This window comes from Klebsiella sp. PCX (assembly GCF_021869705.1).
GTDB lineage: Bacteria > Pseudomonadota > Gammaproteobacteria > Enterobacterales > Enterobacteriaceae > Klebsiella > Klebsiella quasipneumoniae.
Genome location: NZ_CP091527.1, coordinates 1683764 through 1704655, shown reverse-complemented (window position 1 = coordinate 1704655; position 20892 = coordinate 1683764). Strand labels below are relative to the sequence as shown.

Sequence of the window (20892 nt, the reverse complement as noted above, 5' to 3'; positions counted from 1 at the left end):
ATGACTACCCTGAAACTCAACACCCTCAGCGCCCGCATCCAGGCCCATAAAATGGCGCTGGTGCATATTGTCAAGCCACCGGTCTGTACCGAACGCGCCCGCCACTACACCGAGATGTATCAGCAGCATCTTGATAAGCCAATCCCGGTGCGTCGTGCCCTGGCGCTGGCGCATCACCTTGCCGAGCGCACCATCTGGATCAAGCACGATGAGCTGATCGTCGGCAACCAGGCCAGCGAAGTGCGCGCCGCGCCGATCTTCCCGGAATACACCGTCAGCTGGATCGAAAAAGAGATCGACGATCTCGCCGACCGCCCCGGCGCCGGCTTCGCGGTCAGCGAAGAGAACAAGCGCGTGCTGCATGAAGTGTGCCCGTGGTGGCGCGGCCAGACCGTACAGGACCGCTGCTACGGCATGTTTACCGATGAGCAGAAAGCGCTGCTCGCCACCGGCATTATTAAGGCAGAGGGCAATATGACCTCCGGCGACGCCCACCTGGCGGTCAACTACCCGCTGCTGCTGGAGAAAGGCCTGGACGGCCTGCGCGCGAAAGTCGCCGAACGCCGGTCGCGCATCAATCTGACGGTGCTGGAAGACCTGCACGGCGAACAGTTCCTGAAAGCGATTGATATTGTGCTGGCGGCGGTCAGCGACCACAGCAAACGCTTCGCCGCGCTGGCGCGCGAGATGGCGACGGCAGAATCCCGTGACGCACGCCGCGAGGAGCTGCTGACGATTGCCGAAAACTGCGACATCATCGCCCATGAGCCGCCGAAGACCTTCTGGCAGGCGCTGCAGCTGTGCTACTTCATTCAGCTGATCCTGCAGATTGAATCCAATGGCCACTCGGTCTCGTTTGGCCGCATGGACCAGTACCTCTATCCGTACTACCGCCGCGACGTTGAGCTGCAGCAATCGTTGGATCGCGAACAGGCCATTGAGCTGCTGCACAGCTGCTGGCTGAAGCTGCTGGAGGTTAACAAGATCCGCTCCGGCTCGCACTCCAAGGCCTCGGCCGGCAGCCCGCTGTATCAGAACGTCACCATCGGCGGCCAGAACCTGGTGGATGGCCAGCCGCAGGACGCGGTCAACCCGCTGTCGTATGCCATCCTGGAATCCTGCGGTCGTCTGCGTTCGACCCAGCCGAACCTCAGCGTGCGCTACCACGCCGGAATGAGCAACGATTTCCTCGACGCCTGCGTCCAGGTGATCCGCTGCGGCTTCGGTATGCCAGCGTTTAATAACGACGAAATCGTGATCCCGGAATTTATCAAGCTGGGTATTGAGCCGCAGGACGCCTACGATTATGCGGCCATCGGCTGTATCGAAACCGCGGTCGGCGGCAAATGGGGCTATCGCTGCACCGGCATGAGCTTTATCAACTTCGCGCGGGTGATGCTGGCGACGCTGGAAGGCGGCCGCGATGCCACCAGCGGCCAGGTGTTTCTGCCGCAGGAGCACGCCCTGTCGAAAGGCAACTTCGCTAACTTCGACGAGGTGCTGGCCGACTGGGACCGCCAGATCCGCTACTACACCCGTAAGTCGATTGAGATTGAGTACGTGGTCGATACCATGCTGGAAGAGAACGTCCACGATATTCTCTGTTCGGCGCTGGTGGACGACTGCATCGAACGGGCGAAGAGTATCAAGCAAGGCGGCGCGAAATATGACTGGGTGTCCGGTCTGCAGGTGGGCATCGCCAACCTCGGCAACAGCCTGGCGGCGGTGAAAAAGCTGGTCTTCGATCAGGGCGTTATCGGCCAGCAGGAGCTGGCGAAGGCGCTGGCGGAAGATTTCGACGGCCTGACCCACGAGCAGCTGCGCCAGCGGTTGATCAACGGCGCGCCGAAGTACGGTAACGATGATGACAGCGTGGACACGTTGCTGGCGCGGGCCTACCAGACCTATATCGACGAGCTGAAGCAGTATCACAACCCGCGCTATGGCCGCGGCCCGATCGGCGGCAACTATTACGCCGGCACGTCGTCTATCTCCGCCAACGTGCCGTTCGGCGCGCAGACCATGGCGACGCCGGATGGCCGTAAAGCGCACACCCCGCTGGCGGAAGGGGCCAGCCCGGCTTCCGGAACCGACCATCTGGGGCCGACGGCGGTCATCAGTTCGGTGGGTAAACTGCCCACCGGGGCGATCCTCGGCGGCGTGCTGCTTAATCAGAAGCTGAATCCGTCCACCCTGGAGAACGAGTCCGATAAGCAGAAGCTGATGGTGCTGCTGCGCACCTTCTTCGAGGTGCATAAAGGCTGGCATATCCAGTACAACATTGTCTCGCGCGACACGCTGCTGGAGGCGAAGAAACACCCCGACCAGTACCGCGATTTGGTGGTGCGCGTCGCCGGGTACTCGGCGTTCTTTACCGCCCTGTCGCCGGATACCCAGGACGATATCATCGCCCGTACCGAGCATACGCTCTAACCCCTCAGGCCCGCTGGCGCGACGCTTAGCGGGCCTTCCCTGTCCTGCAGGCCGGGAAAGGCAACGCCGCCTCCCGGCATTTTCTGAATGCATGAACTTTCATTCGAAATAAATTTGTGCTCCCCATCACATTGTAATTAGAATGTTACTGGTCGAAGTTAAGCCAGGAGCACCCCCTTATGACCGTTAAAGTTATCGTCACCGATATGGACGGAACTTTTCTCAATGACGCCAAAACCTACGATCGCGCACGGTTTCTGGCGCAATTCGCCCAGCTGCAGCAGCGCGGCATTGAATTCGTTGTCGCCAGCGGCAACCAGTACTATCAGCTGATCTCCTTCTTCCCGGAGATCCGCGAGCAGATCTCATTCGTCGCCGAAAACGGCGCACTGGTCTTTGCGCATGGTAAGCAGCTGTTCCACGGCGAACTGACCCACCACGAATCGCAGGTGGTGATTGGCGAACTACTCAAAGATCCGCAGCTGAACTTCGTCGCCTGCGGCCTGCAGAGCGCTTACGTCAGCGATAACGCCCCGGATGCCTTCGTCGACCTGATGTCAAAGCACTACCACCGTCTGCAGCGGGTCAGCGACTATCACGCCATCGACGATACGCTGTTCAAATTCTCTCTGAACCTGCCGGACAGTGAGATCCCGCAGCTGATCGATAAACTGCACGTGTCGCTCGACGGCATTATGAAGCCGGTCACCAGCGGCTTTGGCTTTGTCGATTTGATTATTCCCGGCCTGCATAAAGCCAACGGCATCAGCCGCCTGCTCAAGCGCTGGAACCTGTCGCCGCAGCAGTGCGTGGCCATCGGCGACAGCGGCAACGACGCCGAAATGCTGAAGCTGGTGAAATACGCTTTCGCCATGGGTAACGCCGCCGACAGCATTAAGGCTATCGCCGGATACGCGACCGACGATAATAACCATGACGGCGCGCTGAACGTCATTCAGGCCGTCCTCGATAACAGCGCTCCCTTCAACGATTGACCTCTCTCCGGGGCTGCACGCCCCGGCTTGTCCATTTTGTGCGCCGCAGCAAGATTTTAAACTTGCATTAACTCCATTTTAACTTAAATTAACGTTTGTAAGATTTAATACTTTCGAATGAAAGATACAGCGAGGTTATTATGGCTGCTCTCCCGACCCACGAAACACTCCCCGCCGACCACAAAGCGGCGATTCGCCAGATGAAGCAGGCGCTGCGGGCGCAAATCGGCGACGTCCAGGCGGTGTTCGATAAGCTCTCAGCGCGCATCAGCGAGCGCCTGCAGGAAATTGAGACGCTGAAAGCCGCAGGCCAGGAGGTCTGGCCAACCATTCCGTTCCGCGATATCGCCGAGGGAACCGTGAGCGATGCCCAGCGCGCGGCCATTAAGCGTCGGGGCTGCGCGGTGATCAAAGGCCACTTTCCGCGCGAACAGGCGCTGGCCTGGGATACCGCGATGCTGGAATATCTGGATCTGAACCATTTCGACGAGGTCTACAAAGGGCCAGGCGACAGCTTCTTCGGTACGCTGGAGGCTTCGCGGCCGGAAATCTATCCCATCTACTGGTCGCCCTCGCAAATGCAGGCCCGCCAGAGCGATGAAATGGCGGCGGCGCAGTCCTTCCTCAACCGCCTGTGGCGCTTTGAGCAGGACGGCAAGCGCTGGTTCGATCCGGACGTCAGCGTCATTTACCCTGACCGCATTCGCCGCCGTCCGCCGGGAACCACCTCGAAGGGGCTGGGCGCGCATACCGATTCCGGTGCGCTGGAGCGCTGGCTGCTCCCCGCCTACCAGCAGGTCTTCGCCAACGTGTTTAACGGTCATGTCGACGCTTACGATCCGTGGGACGCCGCGCACCGTACGGAAGTGGAAGAGTACACCGTCGACAACACCACCAAATGCTCAGTGTTCCGCACTTTCCAGGGCTGGACCGCGCTGTCGGACATGATCCCGGGTCAGGGGCTACTGCACGTGGTGCCGATCCCCGAGGCGATGGCTTATGTTCTACTGCGCCCACTGCTTGACGATGTGCCGGAAGATGAGCTGTGCGGCGTCGCGCCGGGCAGAGTACTGCCGATCTCTGAGCAGTGGCACCCGCTTTTGATCAAAGCCCTCAGTTCGATTCCGGCGCTGAACGCTGGCGATTCCGTCTGGTGGCACTGCGACGTCATTCACTCGGTGGCGCCGGTGGAAAATCAGCAGGGCTGGGGCAATGTGATGTACATTCCGGCAGCGCCGATGTGCGAAAAGAACCTCGCCTACGCGCAGAAAGTGAAAATTGCTCTGGAAAAAGGGGCCTCGCCGGGGGATTTCCCGCGCGAGGACTATGAGGCCAGCTGGCAGGGGCGCTTCACTCTGGAAGATCTGAACATCCACGGCAAGCGGGCGCTGGGTATCCCGGTTTAATCGTCATACAGCCCCTGCGGCTCCACGGCGGTATGGCCTTTGCCCGGCCGGATCCGCCGTACCGAATCGCGCACCACCAGCGTGCCGTGCAGCAGCAGCGAACCGTGCGGCGCCTCCGGGCGCAGCAGGCGCTGCTGCAGGAGATGCACCGCCTCGCTGCCCAGTTCATCCCGCGGCACATGCACCGCGGTCAGCGGCACCTCCTGGATCGCCGCCAGATTAAACCCGTCGATGCTCATCACCGAGACATCCTGCGGCACCCGCAGGCCGCGCTTTTGCAATGCGCTGACCGTGCCGGCGGCCATGAAATCGCCGCCCACCAGGAAGGCGGTGGGCAACGGCCTGCCCTGTAAGCCATCAAGCCAGGCCCCCACCTGCTCTTCGGTCTCTCTGGCGCTAAAGTTGGCGACGCTGATGAGATCCCGGCTGGCGGTAAAGCGCAAATTGCGCGCGCGCCACGCCTCCTCGATCCCCCCCAGCCGCAGCTCCATGGTATAGCGGCGCAAACACATGACGTTCATCACCACCCGATGCCCCATATCAAACAGATAGCGGGCGGCGCACTGGCCAATCAAACGATGATCGGGGGCAATGGACGGCAACCGCATCCCTTCATCCCGACAGTTTATCAAGACGCAGGGTTTACCCAGATCCGCCGCCAGGCCATGAATATGCGGATCGTCGATCCCCAGCAGCACCGCGGCCTGGGTTTCCGCTTCGTTCATGCGGGCAAGAAACAGATTGGCGTCGCTGTCGTTTTCGTCCAGCGCGCAGTAGCGCAGGCGCACTTCATGCGCCGCCAGCGCGTTATTGATGCTCTGGATCACCCGGTAGTAGAAGATATCCGACCGCTCATCGAAGGCGCGCTGCGGGGCAAACACCAGCAGATTATTGAGCAGCAGACGCCCGGCGGCCAGCCCCTGCATGACCCCCAGCTCGCGGGCGCACTCCAGCACCGCCCGGCGCGCCTTGTCGCTGGTATTCGCCTTTCCGGCCAGGACGCGCGAAACGGTACTGGCCGACAGCCCAGTGCGGGCAGCGATTTCGGCGACGCGCAGCTTTTTATCCATTTTGTGATCCAGCTCCGATTGGAAAATGAAAGAATTTTCATAATCGCCAAAGCGCTCCCTGTAAGCAAATGACAGAGCAAAATTTGAGATCCCGGTCATTTCATGAAAAAACTTGCATAAATAGCACTTTGCCCGCCGTTTTTTCTCCCTTAGCCTGAATTGGTCCAACATCTCCCATACTAGTTATACCAATGATGTTGAGATAAAAAAATAGACTATTCAAATAGTTAATAACACTACGTGGCCACTCAAGGATTGAGGTCGTCACTTTCCCCCTACTAACGTCATGTGGAGTGTGCTATGAGTCAAGGCCTCAACAATGATATCGCGGTCAGCAAAACGCGCCGGGTGGTAAAAAACCTGCGCTGGTGGGTGCTGGTCCTGTTTTTACTTGGCGTCACCGTCAACTACATCACACGCAACTCGCTGGGGATTATCGCCCCGGAACTGAAAGCGACGCTCGGCATTACCACCGAACAATATTCCTGGATCGTCGGCGCGTTTCAGCTGGCTTACACGATTTTCCAGCCGCTCTGTGGCTGGCTTATCGACGTCATCGGCCTGAAGCTCGGGTTTATGATCTGCGCCACCTTGTGGGCGCTGGCCTGTATCGCCCACGCCGGGGCCGGCAGCTGGCTGCACCTGGCGATATTGCGCTTCTTTATGGGCGGGGCCGAGGCGGCCGCCACCCCGGCCAACGCCAAAACCATCGGCGAGTGGTTTCCGAAGTCTGAACGGCCAATCGCCGCCGGCTGGGCTGGCGTCGGGTTCTCTATCGGCGCAATGCTCGCCCCGCCGATTATCTACTTCGCCCACGCTTCCTTCGGCTGGCAGGGGGCGTTTATGTTTACCGGCGCGCTGGCCCTGCTGTGGGTGGTGCTGTGGTGGGCCTTCTATCAGAACCCGGAAAAGCACCCCAACCTCAGCAAAAGCGAGCTGGAGTACATCAAGCAGGATAACGAAGCGCCGCCGGTGAAACAGCCCTTCTTTACCGCACTCAAAACCGTCTCGAAGAATAAACGTTTCTACGGGATCGCCATTCCCGCGTTTATGGCCGAGCCCGCCTGGGCGGTTCTGAGCTTCTGGGTACCGCTGTACCTGGCCAAAGAGCACGGCATGGATCTCAAGCAGATCGCCATGTTCGCCTGGCTGCCTTTCCTCGCCGCCGACCTCGGCAGCGTGGTCAGCGGCTACCTCACCCGCCTGTACGTTCGCTGGTTCGGCTGTACGCGAGTCAACTCAGTGATCGCCAGCTCGGTGACCGGCGCATTTCTGATGATCTCCCTGGCCCTCGTCGCTATCACCCGCGATCCCTATATCACCATCGTCCTGATCTCCATTGGCGGCTTCGGACATCAGATCATCTCCTGCATGCTCAGCGCGCTGGTGGTGGAGTCGTTCGACAAGGGACAAATGGCGACGGTAAACGGTATGCGCGGATCCGCGGCGTGGATCGCCAGCTTCCTGTTTTCGTTATTAATCGGGGTGACCGCCGACAAAATTGGCTTCAACCCGCTGTTCATCGCCATGGGGTTCTTTGACCTGATTGGCGCCGTTTTCCTGGTGGCATTTATTGCTGAACGTCGCGCTAAACGCGCCTGAGAGTGGATGTAAGATATGAAAACGTTGAAACACTGGAGTTTACATCAACAGCTGGAGCATCACGTTGAACTGACGGTCGATGGCCAGCACACCCTGTGCCTGTACGTACTGGAAGAGAATTTATTCCGCGTGCTGCTGAAACGCCAGGGCCAGCTGGCGCTGGATCGCACCTGGAGTATCGCTCCGCAGCAGGATGTGCCGTGGGAAGGCCGCGCCCGGGATGACCTCAGCGGTTTTAGTCTCCCGGCCTGGCAGCTGACACAGGAGGCCGATACGCTGACCATCGCCACCCGCCAGCTGCGCGTCACCGTCCATCAGCCGCTGTGGCTGGAGTGGAGCTATCGCGACGACGCCGGGGAATGGCAGCAGCTTGCTAACGACCGCCCCACCAGCGCCTATCTGGCCAATGCCCACGGCGACGGCGTCGCCCACTATCTGAGCCGCCGGAAAGACGAGCGTTTCTATGGCCTGGGCGAAAAGGCCGGCAATCTGCAGCGCACCGGTAAGCGTTATGAGATGCGCAACCTCGACGCCATGGGCTACAACGCCGCCAGCACCGACCCGCTGTATAAACATATTCCGTTCACCATCACCCAGCGCAGCGACGTCAGCTATGGTCTGTTTTACGACAACCTGAGCAGCTGCTGGCTGGATTTGGGTAACGAAATCGACAACTACCACACCGCCTACCGCCGCTGGCAGGCGGAAGCCGGCGATATCGATTACTACCTGTTCACCGGTAAACAGGTGCTGGATGTCACCAAAGCCTTTGTACGTCTGACCGGTAAAACCCTGTTCGGGCCAAAATGGAGCCTCGGCTACAGCGGCTCGACCATGCACTACACCGACGCGCCGGATGCGCAAAATCAGCTGATGAACTTCATCCGCCTGTGCGATGAGCACGCTATTCCGTGCGATTCGTTCCAGCTCTCATCCGGCTATACCTCGATTAACGGCAAGCGCTACGTCTTTAACTGGAACTACGACAAGGTGCCGCAGCCAAAAGTGATGAGTCAGTCGTTTCACGACGCCGGGCTGAAGCTGGCCGCCAATATCAAACCCTGCCTGCTGCAGGACCATCCGCGCTATGGCGAGGTGGCGGAGCGCGGCCTTTTCGTTCGCGATTCGCAAACCGACGCTCCGGAGCGCTCCAGCTTCTGGGACGATGAAGGATCGCACCTCGACTTCACCAATCCGCAAACCGTGGCCTGGTGGCAGGAAGGGGTCACCAGCCAGCTGCTGGAGATGGGCATAGACTCGACCTGGAACGATAATAACGAGTATGAGGTGTGGGACGGCGAAGCGCGCTGCTACGGCTTTGGCCGCGAAATCGCCATCAAGCATATTCGCCCGGTGATGCCGCTGCTGATGATGCGCGCCTCGATGGAAGCCCAGCAGCGCTTTGCGCCGGAAAAGCGCCCGTATCTCATCTCTCGCTCCGGCTGCGCCGGGATGCAGCGCTACGTCCAGACCTGGAGCGGCGATAACCGCACCAACTGGGATACGCTGCGCTATAACATCCGCATGGGGCTGGGCATGAGCCTTTCCGGGCTGTTTAACGTCGGTCACGACGTCGGCGGTTTCTCCGGCGATAAACCGGAGCCGGAGCTGTTTGTGCGCTGGGTACAAAACGGCGTGATACACCCGCGCTTTACCATTCACTCATGGAATGACGACCAGACGGTCAACGAAGCCTGGATGTATCCGGCCGTTACCCCGGCCATTCGTTCCGCGATTGAGCTGCGCTACCGCCTGCTGCCCTATCTGTATACCCTGCTGTGGCAGGCGCATGCTGACGACGAACCGATGCTGCGCCCGACCTTCCTCGATCATCAACACGACGCGCAGACCTTCGCCGAATGCGATGACTTCCTGCTGGGGCGCGACCTGCTGGTGGCCAGCGTGGTCGAGCCTGGCGCCCGTCAGCGTGAGGTGTGGCTGCCGGATAATCAGGCCGGCTGGTATGATTTCTACAGCCACCAATGGTTCGCCGGCGGCCAGTGGGTCACCCTCGACGCGCCGCTGGAAAAGCTGCCGCTGCTGGTCCGCGCCGGGGCCGGATTGCCGCTCAGCGAGCGCATCCGTCATGTTGCGGCGCAACAGGACGATCGTCGCGAACTGCAGCTGTTCCCGCTGAAAGGCGTCGGGACCTCTTCGGGTCTGCTGTTTGAGGATGACGGCGAAAGCTGGGGCTATAAACAGGGCGATGCGCTATGGCTGGAGTGGGAAATGGCGTGCGACAGCAGCACCATCAACCTGAAGGTCAACGCCCGCGGCAACTATCGCCCGGCGTGGAAAGCGCTGAAGCTGTCATTACCGGCGGGAGAAAAACGCAAACTGCTGGTGAATGGCGTTGAAGGAACGGAGTGGAGGCGCTAAGCGATATGCCGGGCGGCGGCTTACGCCTTGCCCGGCCTGGATTTAATGATGTTCCCGGATTGCGCTACGCTAATCCGGGCTACAAACGGGTGGCCTCAAAATCCACGGTGGCGCTACCGCTTACCGGGGCTACAGCACTGTGCGGTTTGGTAGCCCCGGTAACGGACAGTTCCAGTAACCATGGGTACAAGATAGGGCTCTTAAGCTCACAATAGCACCGACCGTAGGCCGGATAAGGCGCAGCCGCCATCCGGCGCGAAAGTGGCTCTTTACCCGCGGTTATTGCCCGGCGGCGCTACGCTTGCACGGGCCTACAGATCCCATGCCAGGCGTAGCCCGGGTAAGGCATAGCCGCTACCCGGGTAACGAAGAGGGATTACTCGATACCTTTGCTGCGCAGGTAGTCTTCGTAGTTGCCGCTGAAGTCGATCACCCGTTCCGGGGTAATCTCCAGCACGCGGGTGGCCAGCGAGCTGACGAACTCACGGTCGTGGGAGACGAATATCAGGGTACCCTGATACATCTCCAGCGCCATGTTCAGCGATTCGATGGATTCCATATCCAGGTGGTTGGTCGGTTCGTCCATGATCAGGATGTTTGGCTTCTGCATCATCAGTTTACCAAACAGCATCCGCCCCTTCTCACCACCGGACAGTACTTTCGCCGGCTTCTTGATGTCATCCTGGCTAAACAGCAGTCGACCAAGGATACTGCGCACCGCCTGCTCGTCGTCGCCTTCCTGTTTCCACTGGCTCATCCACTCGAAGACCGTCAGGTCGTTTTCGAACTCGTATTCATGATCCTGCGCGTAGTAGCCAAGTTGCGCGTTTTCAGACCATTTCACGGTGCCGTTATCGGGCTGCAGTTCGCCCACCAGGGTTTTCAGCATCGTGGATTTACCCACACCGTTGGCGCCCAGAATGGCAATCTTCTCGCCCACTTCCAGCAGCAGGTTGACGTTTTTGAACAGCGGACCTTCTTCAAAGCCTTTGGTGAGGGCTTCCACTTCCAGTGCGTTACGGAACAGTTTCTTGTCCTGCTCGAAGCGGATAAACGGGTTCTGACGGCTGGAGGCTTTAACCTCTTCCAGCTTGATCTTGTCAATCTGACGCGCGCGCGAGGTGGCCTGACGCGATTTAGAGGCGTTGGCGCTGAAGCGGCTAACAAAGGACTGCAGGTCAGCAATCTGCGCTTTTTTCTTGGCGTTGTCCGCCAGCAGACGCTCACGCGCCTGGGTGGCCGCCGTCATGTATTCGTCGTAGTTGCCCGGATAGACGCGCAGCTCGCCGTAGTCCAGATCCGCCATGTGCGTACAGACCATGTTCAGGAAGTGACGGTCGTGCGAGATGATAATCATCGTGCTGTCGCGGTCGTTCAGCGTCTGCTCCAGCCAGCGAATGGTGTCGATGTCCAGGTTGTTGGTCGGTTCGTCGAGCAACAGAATGTCCGGGTTAGAGAACAGCGCCTGCGCCAGCAGGACGCGCAGCTTCCAGCCCGGGGCGACTTCGCTCATCGGGCCGTAATGTTGTTCAACCGGAATGCCCACGCCCAGCAGCAGTTCGCCCGCGCGCGCTTCAGCAGAGTAGCCGTCCATTTCGCCATATTTAACTTCCAGGTCGGCCACTTTATAGCCATCTTCTTCGCTCATCTCTGCGAGGGCGTAGATGCGATCGCGCTCCTGCTTCACTTCCCACAGCTCGCTGTGGCCCATGATCACCGTATCCAGCACGGTGAACGCTTCAAAGGCGAACTGATCCTGACGCAGCTTACCGATGCGCTCGTTCGGGTCGAGAGAAACGTTGCCCAGCGTCGGTTCGAGATCGCCGCCGAGGATCTTCATAAAGGTCGATTTACCGCTGCCGTTGGCGCCGATCAGACCATAACGGTTGCCGCCGCCAAATTTAACGGAGATATTTTCGAACAGCGGCTTACTGCCAAACTGCATGGTAACGTTGCTGGATACTAGCACGGGGATATCCTGAAAAAAGAGTATGAGGGGTGTGATACAGCAGACATTATGCCAGTAAATGACGCACTTTTCACGGTCTGCGGTAAATTCCGCCGCGGCGCTTGTGCTATGGTCTTTGTCAGATGCGCCAGAGACCTGCGCGCAAACCGTTATTCTGTACGTGATGATGAGGAGTCCCATGACCACCAGCCTACCGCGACATCCGGCCTTTTTATCCCTGCAGGGCGGCATCAATTTTCGCGACCTGGGCGGCCAGCGCACCGCCGACGGACGCCGGGTACGCAGCGGCAAGCTGCTGCGCTCCGGCGCGCTAAACCGGCTTACGGCTGAGGATCTCAACCACCTGGATACCCTGCCGCTCAGCCGGGTGCTCGACTACCGCGACCCCGGTGAAGTGCAGCGCACCCCGGACAAACTGAGCCCGCTCACCCACTATCTCAACGCGCCGGCCAATCCGCCGCTCGGCGAGGTCAATGCGAAGGTCACCGAGCTGAATGCCGCCACCCTTAATGCGCTGAACGGCGAGCAGTTTATGCTGCAACTCTATCGCCAGCTGCCGTTTAACAACCCGGCTTATCGCCAGCTCGCCGCGTGGCTGACGACCCCTTTCGAAGGCGCCTTGCTGCAACACTGCGCGGTCGGTAAAGATCGCACCGGCGTCGGCTGCGCGTTAACCCTGTTCGCCGTCGGATGCGACAGCGAGACGGTGATGGAGGAGTATCACCTCACCCATGGCATGCTGACGCAGGTGGAGGCCTGGATGCTGGAGATGCTCGGCAACGACCTGACGGCCCAGGGGCGCCAGAGCCTGGCGGACATCCTGACGGTGAAAGAGTCCTATCTCGCCGCCGCACTGTCGGCCATTCAGCAGCGCTATGGCAATGTCGACGCCTGGCTGGCGGAAGAGTATCAGCTCACCGCCCCAGCCCGCGTCGCGCTGCAGGCCCGGCTGCTGGAAGACTAACCCCTGTCGCCCCGAACGCCAGGGCGCGGCAGCCGAGGCGACAGGGAAAAAAATGTGATTTCGTACACATCTGATTTACCTGTTCAGCGGAATGCACATATAATGCGCTCCCATCTACTGTCTCAATCATTAACAAAGGCCTGTGTGGCGTTGATTTCGCACACGACATTAAAAACTATGAAATTATCTACACTCTTAGCGGCAGCCTTCGCCATCGTAGGCTTTTGCAATACAGCGTCTGCTGTCACCTATCCTTTGCCAACCGATGGCAGCCGTTTGGTTGGTCAGAACCAGGTCATCACCATTCCGGATGATAACAAGCAGCCGCTGGAATACTTCGCGGCCAAATATCAGATGGGGCTTTCCAACATGCTGGAAGCCAACCCGGGGGTGGATACCTATCTGCCGAAGGGCGGTAGCGTCCTGAACATCCCTCAGCAGCTGATCCTGCCGGATACCGTGCATGAAGGGATCATCATCAACAGCGCGGAAATGCGTCTGTACTACTACCCGAAAGGCACCAATACCGTGATCGTTCTGCCGATCGGCATCGGCCAGTTGGGTAAAGATACGCCAATCAACTGGACCACCAAAGTCGAACGTAAGAAGGCCGGTCCGACCTGGACGCCGACCGCCAAGATGCATGCGGAATACGCTGCCGCCGGCAACCCGCTGCCTGCCGTCGTACCGGCCGGTCCGGATAACCCGATGGGTCTGTACGCGCTGTATATCGGCCGCCTGTACGCCATCCACGGTACCAACGCTAACTTCGGTATCGGCCTGCGCGTGAGCCACGGCTGCGTGCGTCTGCGCAACGATGACATCAAATTCCTGTTTGAGAACGTGCCGGTCGGCACCCGCGTGCAGTTTATCGATGAGCCGGTAAAAGCCACCACCGAGCCGGACGGCAGCCGTTACATCGAGGTTCATAACCCGCTGTCGACCACCGAAGCCCAGTTCCAGGGCGGCGAGATCGTGCCGATCACCCTGACTCAGCCGGTACAGGCGATCACCAGCCAGTCTGATGTCGATCAGAGCGTGGTTGAGCAGGCTATCCAGAACCGCTCCGGTATGCCGGTGCGTCTGAACTAAGTTCTGCATGACAAGAAAAACGGCGGGCCTGATGCCCGCCGTTTTTTTATCTGTATTGTCTCTGGCTGCGGCTGGCTAAACCTGACAACACCGTGGCCCTGCTGAGCGCTGCGCCGGCAGGGTCCCCCGGTCTAGCCGTTATTCACCAGAATAATCCCGCCGTGGTCGTAGCGATAGTGGCAGTGGGCGTACTCCAGCGGCGTGCCGTCTTCCAGATAGATAACCTGCTCCACCTCCAGCACCGGATCGGTGGCCTCGCAGTGAAGATGCTGTTTATCCAGTTCGTCCGGCTTCATCGCCCGCACCACGCGGTAAGATCCCATCAGCTTCAGCCCCAGCGTCTCCTGCACGTAGCGAAACACCGACCCCTCCAGATGGCTTTTGGTTAACCCCGGCACCAGCCCCACCGGCATGACCGTCAAATCCAGCGACACCGGCTCGCCGTTGAGCAGCCGCAGGCGGACAAAGTCATACACCGGGGCATCGGCGTCGATCAGCAGCGAACTCTGCTCCTTGTCAGTGGGAAAACGCACCTCGAAGCGCACCACTTCGCTTTGCACCTCGCCAAGATGTTCCCAGGTTTTGGTGGCGCCGAAATAGTCGCTGCCGGGCAGCTCCCACTGCGACAGCTGAAGGAAATTTTTCCGCACAAAGGTGCCCTGCCCTTTGCGAGTATAGATAAGCCCTTCGACGATTAACTGGCGCATCGCCTGCTGGATGGTCATCCGGCTGGTGTTGAACTCCGCCGCCAGCGCAAACTGGTCGGGTAGCGGCGCGCTGGCAGGATACTGCTGGCTGATGATGCGTTTTTTTATTTCCCGCGCAATTTGCAGATACTTCGCCGTCATTCCCGGTCCTTTTACATTCTGTGAGTGACTGGCGGGCAGCATACTAGACCTGACCGCCAGAACATCGTTACATCACGTCGCCGTTGCTGTGGATCACCTGCTTCAGCCACGCATAGCTCTTCTTCGGCACCCGCCGCAGATCCTTGAGGTCATGGTTCTCGCGATTGACGTAGACCACGCCGTAGCGCTTACGCATATCACCCTGCGAGCTCAGGATATCGATTAATCCCCAACCGAGATAGCCGATCACCTGCGCCCCATCCTCAAACATGGCCGCTTTCATGGCGTTGATATGGTCGCGATGGTAGGCGATGCGGTAATCGTCGGCAACCGGATGTTCACCGTCCCACGACTCAATCACCCCGATGCCGTTTTCAATCGGGAACACCGGCAGGCGCCAGTCGTTATAATAGCGGGTGATGATGGTCCGGAAGCCCAGCGGATCGATCTGCCAGTTCCATTCTGTCGCTTTCAGGAACGGGTTATCCTGATTGCCAAACAGCATATAGTTGTTAACCGCCGTTCCCACCGGGATGGTGTCGCTGTTCAGCGTCCGGCTGGCGTAATAGCTGAACGCCAGATAATCGACCTTCACCGTCGCCATCAGCGCCAGATCCTCCGGACGATAGATATCATCGAACCCTTCAGCGGCGACAAAATGCATCACTTCCGGGCTGTAGCCCTCCCCGGCGTAAGCCCGCAGCAGGTTCTGGTTTAAAAACTCGTCCAGCTGCTGGGCGCACAGGATATCGCGCGGTTTGCAGGTCGCCGGATAAACCAGGGCGTGGGCCAGCATTCCGCCCATCAGACACTGCGGCTTCGTCTGATGCAGGTGATCGGTCAGATGGACGTGCGCCATCATCACATGATGCTGGATCAGATACAGCTCGCGCAGGGTCTTCTCCCCCTGCAGGTAGCCGGAAATCAGAAACGCTTCCGGCGAATGGTACAGATTCTGTTCATTAAAGGTGAGCCAGTATTTCACCTTGTCGCCATAGCAGGCGATCATCTTCTGGCCATAGCGAATAAAGGCGTCCATCACCCGGCGGTCGGTGAATCCGTTGTAGCGCTCCGCCAGCGAGAGCGGCATATCGAAGTGGTACAGGCAGATCATCGGCTCGATGCCGCGGGCGATCAGTTCATCAATAAACTGATGGTAGAAGGCGATGCCCTCTTCATTAAATTCGCCGTCTCCCTCAGGACACACCCGGCTCCAGGCGATCTGAAAACGGTAGCAGTTCATGCCCAGATCCTGCATCAGATCGAAATCTTCCCGATAGCGATGATAGGAGTCGGTCGCCACCTTCCAGTCGGAAGCGAATTCCGCCGGTTGCCGGATATCGTACACCGACATCCCCTTGCCGCCCTCGTTCCACGCCCCCTCCGTCTGCATGCTGGAGACGGAATTACCCCATAAGAAATCTGCCGGTAGTCTGTTCTTCATCCTGCGCCTCGGTATATGACTAGTCATTTAAATTTCATGACTAGTCATATACCGAAAAGCGAACGGATGCGCAAAGCCAGGGATCGTTTTCTGTGAGCCGGGCAAAAAAAAGATCGCCCCGAGGGGCGATCCTGTCGAACGGCGTGGAGGGCGGCGTACCGCTGCGGAAATCAGGCGCAGAGTTTGAAGAGCCAATAGCCGGTAAGGGCCGCCCACAGCAGCATGGGAATGGAGTAGAGATGGAAACGCCACCAGATCCGCCGATCGCCTGCCATGCGCAGCGCGATGATATTGGCCAGCGAGCCCGGCAGCAGACCAAAGCCGCCCACGTTAACCGCCCAGGCGAGCAGGATCGAAGGCGGGACATAGTTGAGCAGCAGAATGGTCGAGGGCACATTGCTGATCACCTGCGACAGGCCGATGGCGGTCAGCCACAGTCCACCGCCGGAGAGCGTCCCGACCCCGCTCAGCACCTGGTGCAGCGCCGGAAGCTGGGTCAGCAGATGGACGTCGATAAACATCACCATAAACACCAGCAGTAGCGACCAGTCTACATGGACGATCACCGCCCGGGCCAGTATCAGGAAGCCCAGCAGCACCAGCGCCAGCCCCCACAGCGCCTGATTCATCTCCAGCGCGGTCAGGAACACCAGATACAATCCCAGACAGCTCCAGACCAGCTTTGGCTGCCACGATGGCGCCTTATCGCTACTCTGGTAGTTGAGCCGGTTTGCCGGGAAACAGAACCAGCACAGCGCCAGCAGGGTCAGCATCATTGCCGCCGCCAGCGGCAGCATCTGGCCGATGAATCCAGGGAAAGAGAGACCGGAGCGTCCCCACAGTAAGATATTCTGCGGGTTGCCGATCGGCGTCAGCAGCGACCCGGCGTTCACCGCCAGCGCTTCGAAAATAATCAGCCGGTTCACCGGGATGGCGCACCACTTCTTCAGCGTCAGGGTCAGGGGCACCACGATAAACAGCGCGACGTCGTTGGTGAGGAAGGTGGATAGCAGCGCCGCCGCCAGCACCATAAACATAGCCAGCTGGCGCTCGGTGACAAAGCGGCGGGCCATTTTACGCCCCAGCACGTCAAAATAACCGCTCAGTTCAATCCCCTTGGTCAACAGCATCAGGCCGCTGAGGGTGATGATAGTATGCCAGTCAATGGCCGCCGGCCAGCTTGCCGGGACAAACGGCACCATCACGCTGAGTACGCAGGCGATAATCAGCAGCAGATGGAGAAAACGGTCGCGCAGCAGCGACTGGACGAAGGGAAGAGTCATGCTTCCTGAGATCCCTGTGTTTGGGTAAATTTCAGGAACATCGCCAGCGTCTCCTCGCTCACGTGATGCTCCATTCCCTCCGCATCGCGGCGGGCAATCTCCGGGCTGACGCCGATAGCCAGCAGGAAGTTCTCCACGATTTGATGGCGCTCGCGGCTCTCCTGGGCCAGCTTCTCACCCTCCGCCGTTAAGAATATGCCGCGCCACGGGATCTGTTCGATAAGGCCGACGCTGGCCAGCCGTTTGAGCATCTTGGCGACGGTGGGCTGCGAGACCCCCAGCCGGGCGGCCATATCCACCTGACGCGCCTCGCCCACCTCGCGGATGAGATCGGAAATCAGTTCAACATAGTCGTCAATCAGCTCGCGCCGATGCGCTTCCCGCACCTGGCGGAATCCTTCAACGTGCTCTTCAACATTTACCAACTGCGTCACTTTTTTTGTTATTGGCTTACCTGCGCGACGGTTCATTGTGCTTCCTCATTCGTGTGACGCGTCAAGCATCATATAAAAAGATCCACATTGTAATGGATTGCGCCAAGAGCACAAAAAATTAACGTTTTAGCCATAGCTATAAAATATAGCCTGTGCTATATCTGTATATAATGCAAACATCCATCAGGGAATGATGGAGCGAACAGGCAGGAGGAGAGCAGATGAACGAATTCAAGAGGTGCTTAAACGTGTTTAGTCATTCCCCCTTTAAAGTACGCTTAATGCTGCTCGGTATGCTGTGCGAGATGATCAACGGTAAACCGCAGCAGGACAAACCCCATTCCTGAGGCGGCGTCGCGGTACGCCGCTTCATTTTTCTGTCATCATCCGCCGCTAAACTGACCGGTTTATCCCGTCCCCCCCACCTTTTTTCAAGTTTTGTAAGCGCCCTCGCAAAACAATCTGTTATGTCTGGTTGACCTTACCATTTACAAGCCCTATCTTTGCACAGCCCTGCCACATTCGCGGCTCGCAGAGACCCTCTTCACGCACTGTCCAGCAGGTTTTACCCCTTGACGCCAGGGGATGCGCATGGCCTCTTTTTGATTGTTTACTATGAATGTCACCACCCTGAAAGATACGCTGGTCGCCCGCCGACTGGCACTGAACCCATGGACAGGATTCTACTTTTTACAATCGCTGTTGATTAACCTGGCGCTGGGCTATGAATTTAGCCTGCTCTATACCGTGGCATTTACCTGCGTGTTACATCTTCTGTGGCGCGCCTTTCCGCGCGTGCAGAAAGGGGTGGTCGGCGCCTATTCTCTGCTGGCGGCCCTCTACTACCCCTTTGGCCAGGCTTACGGCGCGCCCAACTTCAACACCCTGCTGGCGCTGCACGCCACCAACGTGGAAGAGTCCACCGAAATTCTCACCATCTTCCCGTGGTACAACTATCTGCTGGCGGTATTTATCTTCGCGCTGGGGATCATTGCGGTCCGCCGCAGGATCGTCGAGCAGACCCGCTGGGGAAAAATGGAGACCCTGGGCCTGCTGTTCAGCATCGGGATCTTTTTTCTCCAGCCGGTGCAAAATCTCGCCTGGGGCGGGGTATTCAAGGTAATCGATACCGGTTACCCGGCCTTCCGTTTTGTCAAAGACGTGGTGGTGAATAATAACGAGGTGCTGGACGAGCAGGCGCGGATGGCGCAGCTGGCCGGCATGAAAGACAGCTGGCACGTGCTGGCGGTGAAGCCGAAGTACCATCTCTATGTGGTGGTGATCGGTGAAAGCGCCCGCCGCGACGCCCTCGGCGCCTTCGGCGGCCACTGGGACAACACGCCGTTTGCCAGTTCGGTGAACGGGTATCTGTTTAACAACTACGTCGCCGCCAGCGGCTCTACGCAAAAATCCCTCGGCCTGACGCTTAACCGGGTGGTCGATGGCAAACCGCAGTTTCAGGATAACTTTGTCACCCTCGCCAACCGCGCCGGTTTCCAGACCTGGTGGTTCTCCAATCAGGGACAGATCGGCGAGTACGACACCGCTATCGCCAGTATCGCCAAACGGGCGGATGAAGTGCAGTTCCTGAAAAACGGCGATTTCGAAGCCAATAAAAACACCCAGGACGAGCAGTTACTCAAGTTGACCGAGCAGGTACTATCCACCCAGCGCACCCAGCCGCAGCTGATTGTTCTGCACCTGATGGGCTCGCACCCGCAAGCCTGCGACCGGACCAAAGGCAAATACACGGTTTTCGTCCAGTCGAAAGAGACCTCCTGCTATCTCTACAGCATGACGCAAACCGATACCCTGCTGGCTAAGCTCTACAGTCAGTTGCAAAATTCCGGTGCCACCTTTTCCCTGACCTACTTTTCCGATCATGGTCTGGCGTTCAAGGAGCGAGGCAAAGAGGTGCAGTATCTGGCGCACGACGATAAGTTCCAGCAGAACTTCCAGGTGCCGTTTATGGTGCTCTCCAGCGATGACAAAGCGCATAAAGTGATTAAGGCGCAGCGCTCGGCGAATGATTTCCTCAGTTTCTTCTCGCAATGGACCGGAATCAAGGCGGCGGAAATCGCCCCGCGCTATCGGTTTATCTCTGAGCAGAAGGCCGGCCCGGTGTATATCACCAACTTCCAGCTGCAGAAGGTAGACTATTCACACCTCGGCAGCGATGAGTTCACCATCAACTAAAACGACGCGATCAGCGCCGGCCAACCGGCCGGGCTGGCGATCGCCAGGCAAAAAAAATCCGCCCCGGGAGGCGGATTTTTTATATCACCGGAGTGATTAGAAGCGGTAACCCACGCCAGCAATCCAGGTGCCGACGTCAACGTTACGAATACGAGACTGCTCGTAGGAGAAGTCCAGGGCAACGTTTTCGATCGGGTTGAACTGCAGACCAGCACCGTAGGAGAAACCGTAGTCGCTCATATCGGATTTATTAGGGAAGTTGTTGTTCTGGAATTTACCGTAACCAACACCCACTACGCCGTAGATGCTTGCCCAGTCGTTCAGACGGTAAGCCGGACCTGCGGTGATGCCGTAGTACTGACCTTTGTTGTAAGTACCGTTGCTGTTGTTATCCTTCTCGGTGTAGGTGAAGGAACCGATAACACCCAGCGGGTTGTTATCTTGCTCGTAACGGTATTTCAGGTTGAAACCGCCAGCTTTGTTCGCTTTACCCTGCATGTCGCTCTGCGCGTAACCGCCGGTTACAGTAGAAGTTGCAGCAAATGCAGTGGTACCTACGGATGCAGCCAGAACAACGGCCAGTGCTGAAAGACGTGCAATTTTATTCATAACCACCTCAAATGTGTTTCTAATAAGTCCTAAGCCTTAAATATATCAAAAACTTTTGGGAAACTCTTTGGAGTTTACATTGTCTAACATACTTTTTCATGTAACCAAAAGTTTCCATATTTCTATAACAATATGGAAAACAACAGTTTTTGGCGTTAACTTACAGTT

At 58.3% G+C, this 20892-nt stretch carries 15 protein-coding genes and 1 pseudogene; 9 read left to right on the top strand and 7 right to left on the bottom strand.

Annotated features, from left to right (window positions below; translation table 11 throughout):
- The 3 genes from GQR96_RS07970 (at position 1) to GQR96_RS07960 (ending at position 4834) form a co-directional block, all read left to right on the top strand.
- Positions 1-2433 carry a formate C-acetyltransferase/glycerol dehydratase family glycyl radical enzyme gene (locus tag GQR96_RS07970; protein WP_004886253.1) on the top strand — a complete coding sequence of 811 codons (2433 nt, stop codon included), beginning with the start codon at positions 1-3 and terminating at the stop codon, positions 2431-2433.
- A 179-nt stretch (positions 2434-2612) separates the two neighbouring features.
- Positions 2613-3428: a Cof-type HAD-IIB family hydrolase gene (locus GQR96_RS07965; protein ID WP_004886250.1), complete on the top strand. Its 816-nt coding sequence runs from the start codon at positions 2613-2615 to the stop codon at positions 3426-3428.
- Positions 3429-3568: 140 nt separating this feature from the next.
- Positions 3569-4834, top strand: coding sequence for a DUF1479 domain-containing protein (locus GQR96_RS07960; protein WP_017900150.1), 1266 nt, complete (start codon positions 3569-3571; stop codon positions 4832-4834).
- Here GQR96_RS07960 and GQR96_RS07955 read toward each other — a convergent pair.
- Positions 4831-5904: a LacI family DNA-binding transcriptional regulator gene (locus GQR96_RS07955; RefSeq protein ID WP_004886244.1), complete on the bottom strand. Its 1074-nt coding sequence runs from the start codon at positions 5902-5904 to the stop codon at positions 4831-4833. The genes GQR96_RS07960 and GQR96_RS07955 overlap by 4 nt on opposite strands.
- 300 nt (positions 5905-6204) lie before the next feature.
- Here GQR96_RS07955 and GQR96_RS07950 point away from each other — a divergent pair, with 300 nt between their 5' ends.
- Together GQR96_RS07950 and GQR96_RS07945 are read left to right on the top strand one after the other, a co-directional pair.
- Positions 6205-7506, top strand: a complete 1302-nt coding sequence (locus GQR96_RS07950) for an MFS transporter (protein WP_004886240.1) — start codon at positions 6205-6207, stop codon at positions 7504-7506.
- A gap of 15 nt (positions 7507-7521) precedes the next feature.
- Complete coding sequence (locus GQR96_RS07945; RefSeq protein ID WP_065878977.1) at positions 7522-9885, top strand: glycoside hydrolase family 31 protein; 2364 nt, start codon at positions 7522-7524, stop codon at positions 9883-9885.
- A gap of 376 nt (positions 9886-10261) precedes the next feature.
- On the opposite strand, the gene GQR96_RS07940 is transcribed toward GQR96_RS07945, so the two are convergent.
- Positions 10262-11854 (bottom strand): ABC-F family ATPase, encoded by a 1593-nt coding sequence (locus GQR96_RS07940; protein ID WP_004886235.1) that lies wholly within the window; start codon positions 11852-11854, stop codon positions 10262-10264.
- A 48-nt stretch (positions 11855-11902) separates the two neighbouring features.
- On the opposite strand from GQR96_RS07940, the pseudogene GQR96_RS07935 reads away from it, so the two are divergent.
- Together GQR96_RS07935 and ldtB are read left to right on the top strand one after the other, a co-directional pair.
- Positions 11903-12818, top strand: a pseudogene (locus tag GQR96_RS07935) (tyrosine-protein phosphatase).
- Positions 12819-12995: 177 nt separating this feature from the next.
- Positions 12996-13910 (top strand): L,D-transpeptidase, encoded by a 915-nt coding sequence (gene ldtB / locus GQR96_RS07930; RefSeq protein ID WP_004886230.1) that lies wholly within the window; start codon positions 12996-12998, stop codon positions 13908-13910.
- 131 nt (positions 13911-14041) lie between these two features.
- Here the strand turns inward: ldtB and GQR96_RS07925 are convergent, their stop codons facing one another.
- The 4 genes from GQR96_RS07925 to mntR all read right to left on the bottom strand — a co-directional run bounded on the left by GQR96_RS07925 (position 14042) and on the right by mntR (position 17955).
- Positions 14042-14758, bottom strand: a complete 717-nt coding sequence (locus tag GQR96_RS07925; RefSeq protein WP_004886227.1) for a GntR family transcriptional regulator — start codon at positions 14756-14758, stop codon at positions 14042-14044.
- Positions 14759-14825: 67 nt separating this feature from the next.
- Positions 14826-16202, bottom strand: coding sequence for a glycoside hydrolase family 1 protein (locus GQR96_RS07920; RefSeq protein WP_236948503.1), 1377 nt, complete (start codon positions 16200-16202; stop codon positions 14826-14828).
- Between the two features lie 170 nt (positions 16203-16372).
- Positions 16373-17485 (bottom strand): anion transporter, encoded by a 1113-nt coding sequence (locus GQR96_RS07915; RefSeq protein ID WP_004886219.1) that lies wholly within the window; start codon positions 17483-17485, stop codon positions 16373-16375.
- Complete coding sequence (gene mntR / locus GQR96_RS07910) at positions 17482-17955, bottom strand: manganese-binding transcriptional regulator MntR (protein ID WP_004886216.1); 474 nt, start codon at positions 17953-17955, stop codon at positions 17482-17484. Before mntR ends, GQR96_RS07915 begins: the two co-directional genes overlap by 4 nt.
- A 185-nt stretch (positions 17956-18140) precedes the next feature.
- Between mntR and mntS the strand changes: the two genes are divergently transcribed.
- Together mntS and GQR96_RS07900 are read left to right on the top strand one after the other, a co-directional pair.
- Entirely contained in the window at positions 18141-18266 is a 126-nt protein-coding gene (gene mntS / locus GQR96_RS07905; protein WP_004886214.1) for a manganase accumulation protein MntS, read from the top strand.
- A gap of 268 nt (positions 18267-18534) precedes the next feature.
- Positions 18535-20115 (top strand): phosphoethanolamine transferase, encoded by a 1581-nt coding sequence (locus GQR96_RS07900; RefSeq protein ID WP_004886211.1) that lies wholly within the window; start codon positions 18535-18537, stop codon positions 20113-20115.
- A 96-nt stretch (positions 20116-20211) separates the two neighbouring features.
- On the opposite strand, the gene ompX is transcribed toward GQR96_RS07900, so the two are convergent.
- A complete protein-coding gene (ompX, locus tag GQR96_RS07895; protein WP_004886207.1) occupies positions 20212-20724 on the bottom strand; it encodes an outer membrane protein OmpX in 513 nt (170 codons plus the stop codon).
- Positions 20725-20892: the final 168 nt, after the last annotated feature.

Coding starts and splice junctions, on each gene's coding strand:
- GQR96_RS07970 (WP_004886253.1), top strand. CDS start 1: ATGACTACCCTGAAACTCAACACCCTCAGCGCCCGCATCCAGGCCCAT.
- GQR96_RS07965 (WP_004886250.1), top strand. CDS start 2,613: ATGACCGTTAAAGTTATCGTCACCGATATGGACGGAACTTTTCTCAAT.
- GQR96_RS07960 (WP_017900150.1), top strand. CDS start 3,569: ATGGCTGCTCTCCCGACCCACGAAACACTCCCCGCCGACCACAAAGCG.
- GQR96_RS07955 (WP_004886244.1), bottom strand. CDS start 5,904: ATGGATAAAAAGCTGCGCGTCGCCGAAATCGCTGCCCGCACTGGGCTG.
- GQR96_RS07950 (WP_004886240.1), top strand. CDS start 6,205: ATGAGTCAAGGCCTCAACAATGATATCGCGGTCAGCAAAACGCGCCGG.
- GQR96_RS07945 (WP_065878977.1), top strand. CDS start 7,522: ATGAAAACGTTGAAACACTGGAGTTTACATCAACAGCTGGAGCATCAC.
- ldtB (WP_004886230.1), top strand. CDS start 12,996: ATGAAATTATCTACACTCTTAGCGGCAGCCTTCGCCATCGTAGGCTTT.
- GQR96_RS07925 (WP_004886227.1), bottom strand. CDS start 14,758: ATGACGGCGAAGTATCTGCAAATTGCGCGGGAAATAAAAAAACGCATC.
- GQR96_RS07920 (WP_236948503.1), bottom strand. CDS start 16,202: ATGAAGAACAGACTACCGGCAGATTTCTTATGGGGTAATTCCGTCTCC.
- GQR96_RS07915 (WP_004886219.1), bottom strand. CDS start 17,485: ATGACTCTTCCCTTCGTCCAGTCGCTGCTGCGCGACCGTTTTCTCCAT.
- mntR (WP_004886216.1), bottom strand. CDS start 17,955: ATGAACCGTCGCGCAGGTAAGCCAATAACAAAAAAAGTGACGCAGTTG.
- mntS (WP_004886214.1), top strand. CDS start 18,141: ATGAACGAATTCAAGAGGTGCTTAAACGTGTTTAGTCATTCCCCCTTT.
- GQR96_RS07900 (WP_004886211.1), top strand. CDS start 18,535: ATGAATGTCACCACCCTGAAAGATACGCTGGTCGCCCGCCGACTGGCA.
- ompX (WP_004886207.1), bottom strand. CDS start 20,724: ATGAATAAAATTGCACGTCTTTCAGCACTGGCCGTTGTTCTGGCTGCA.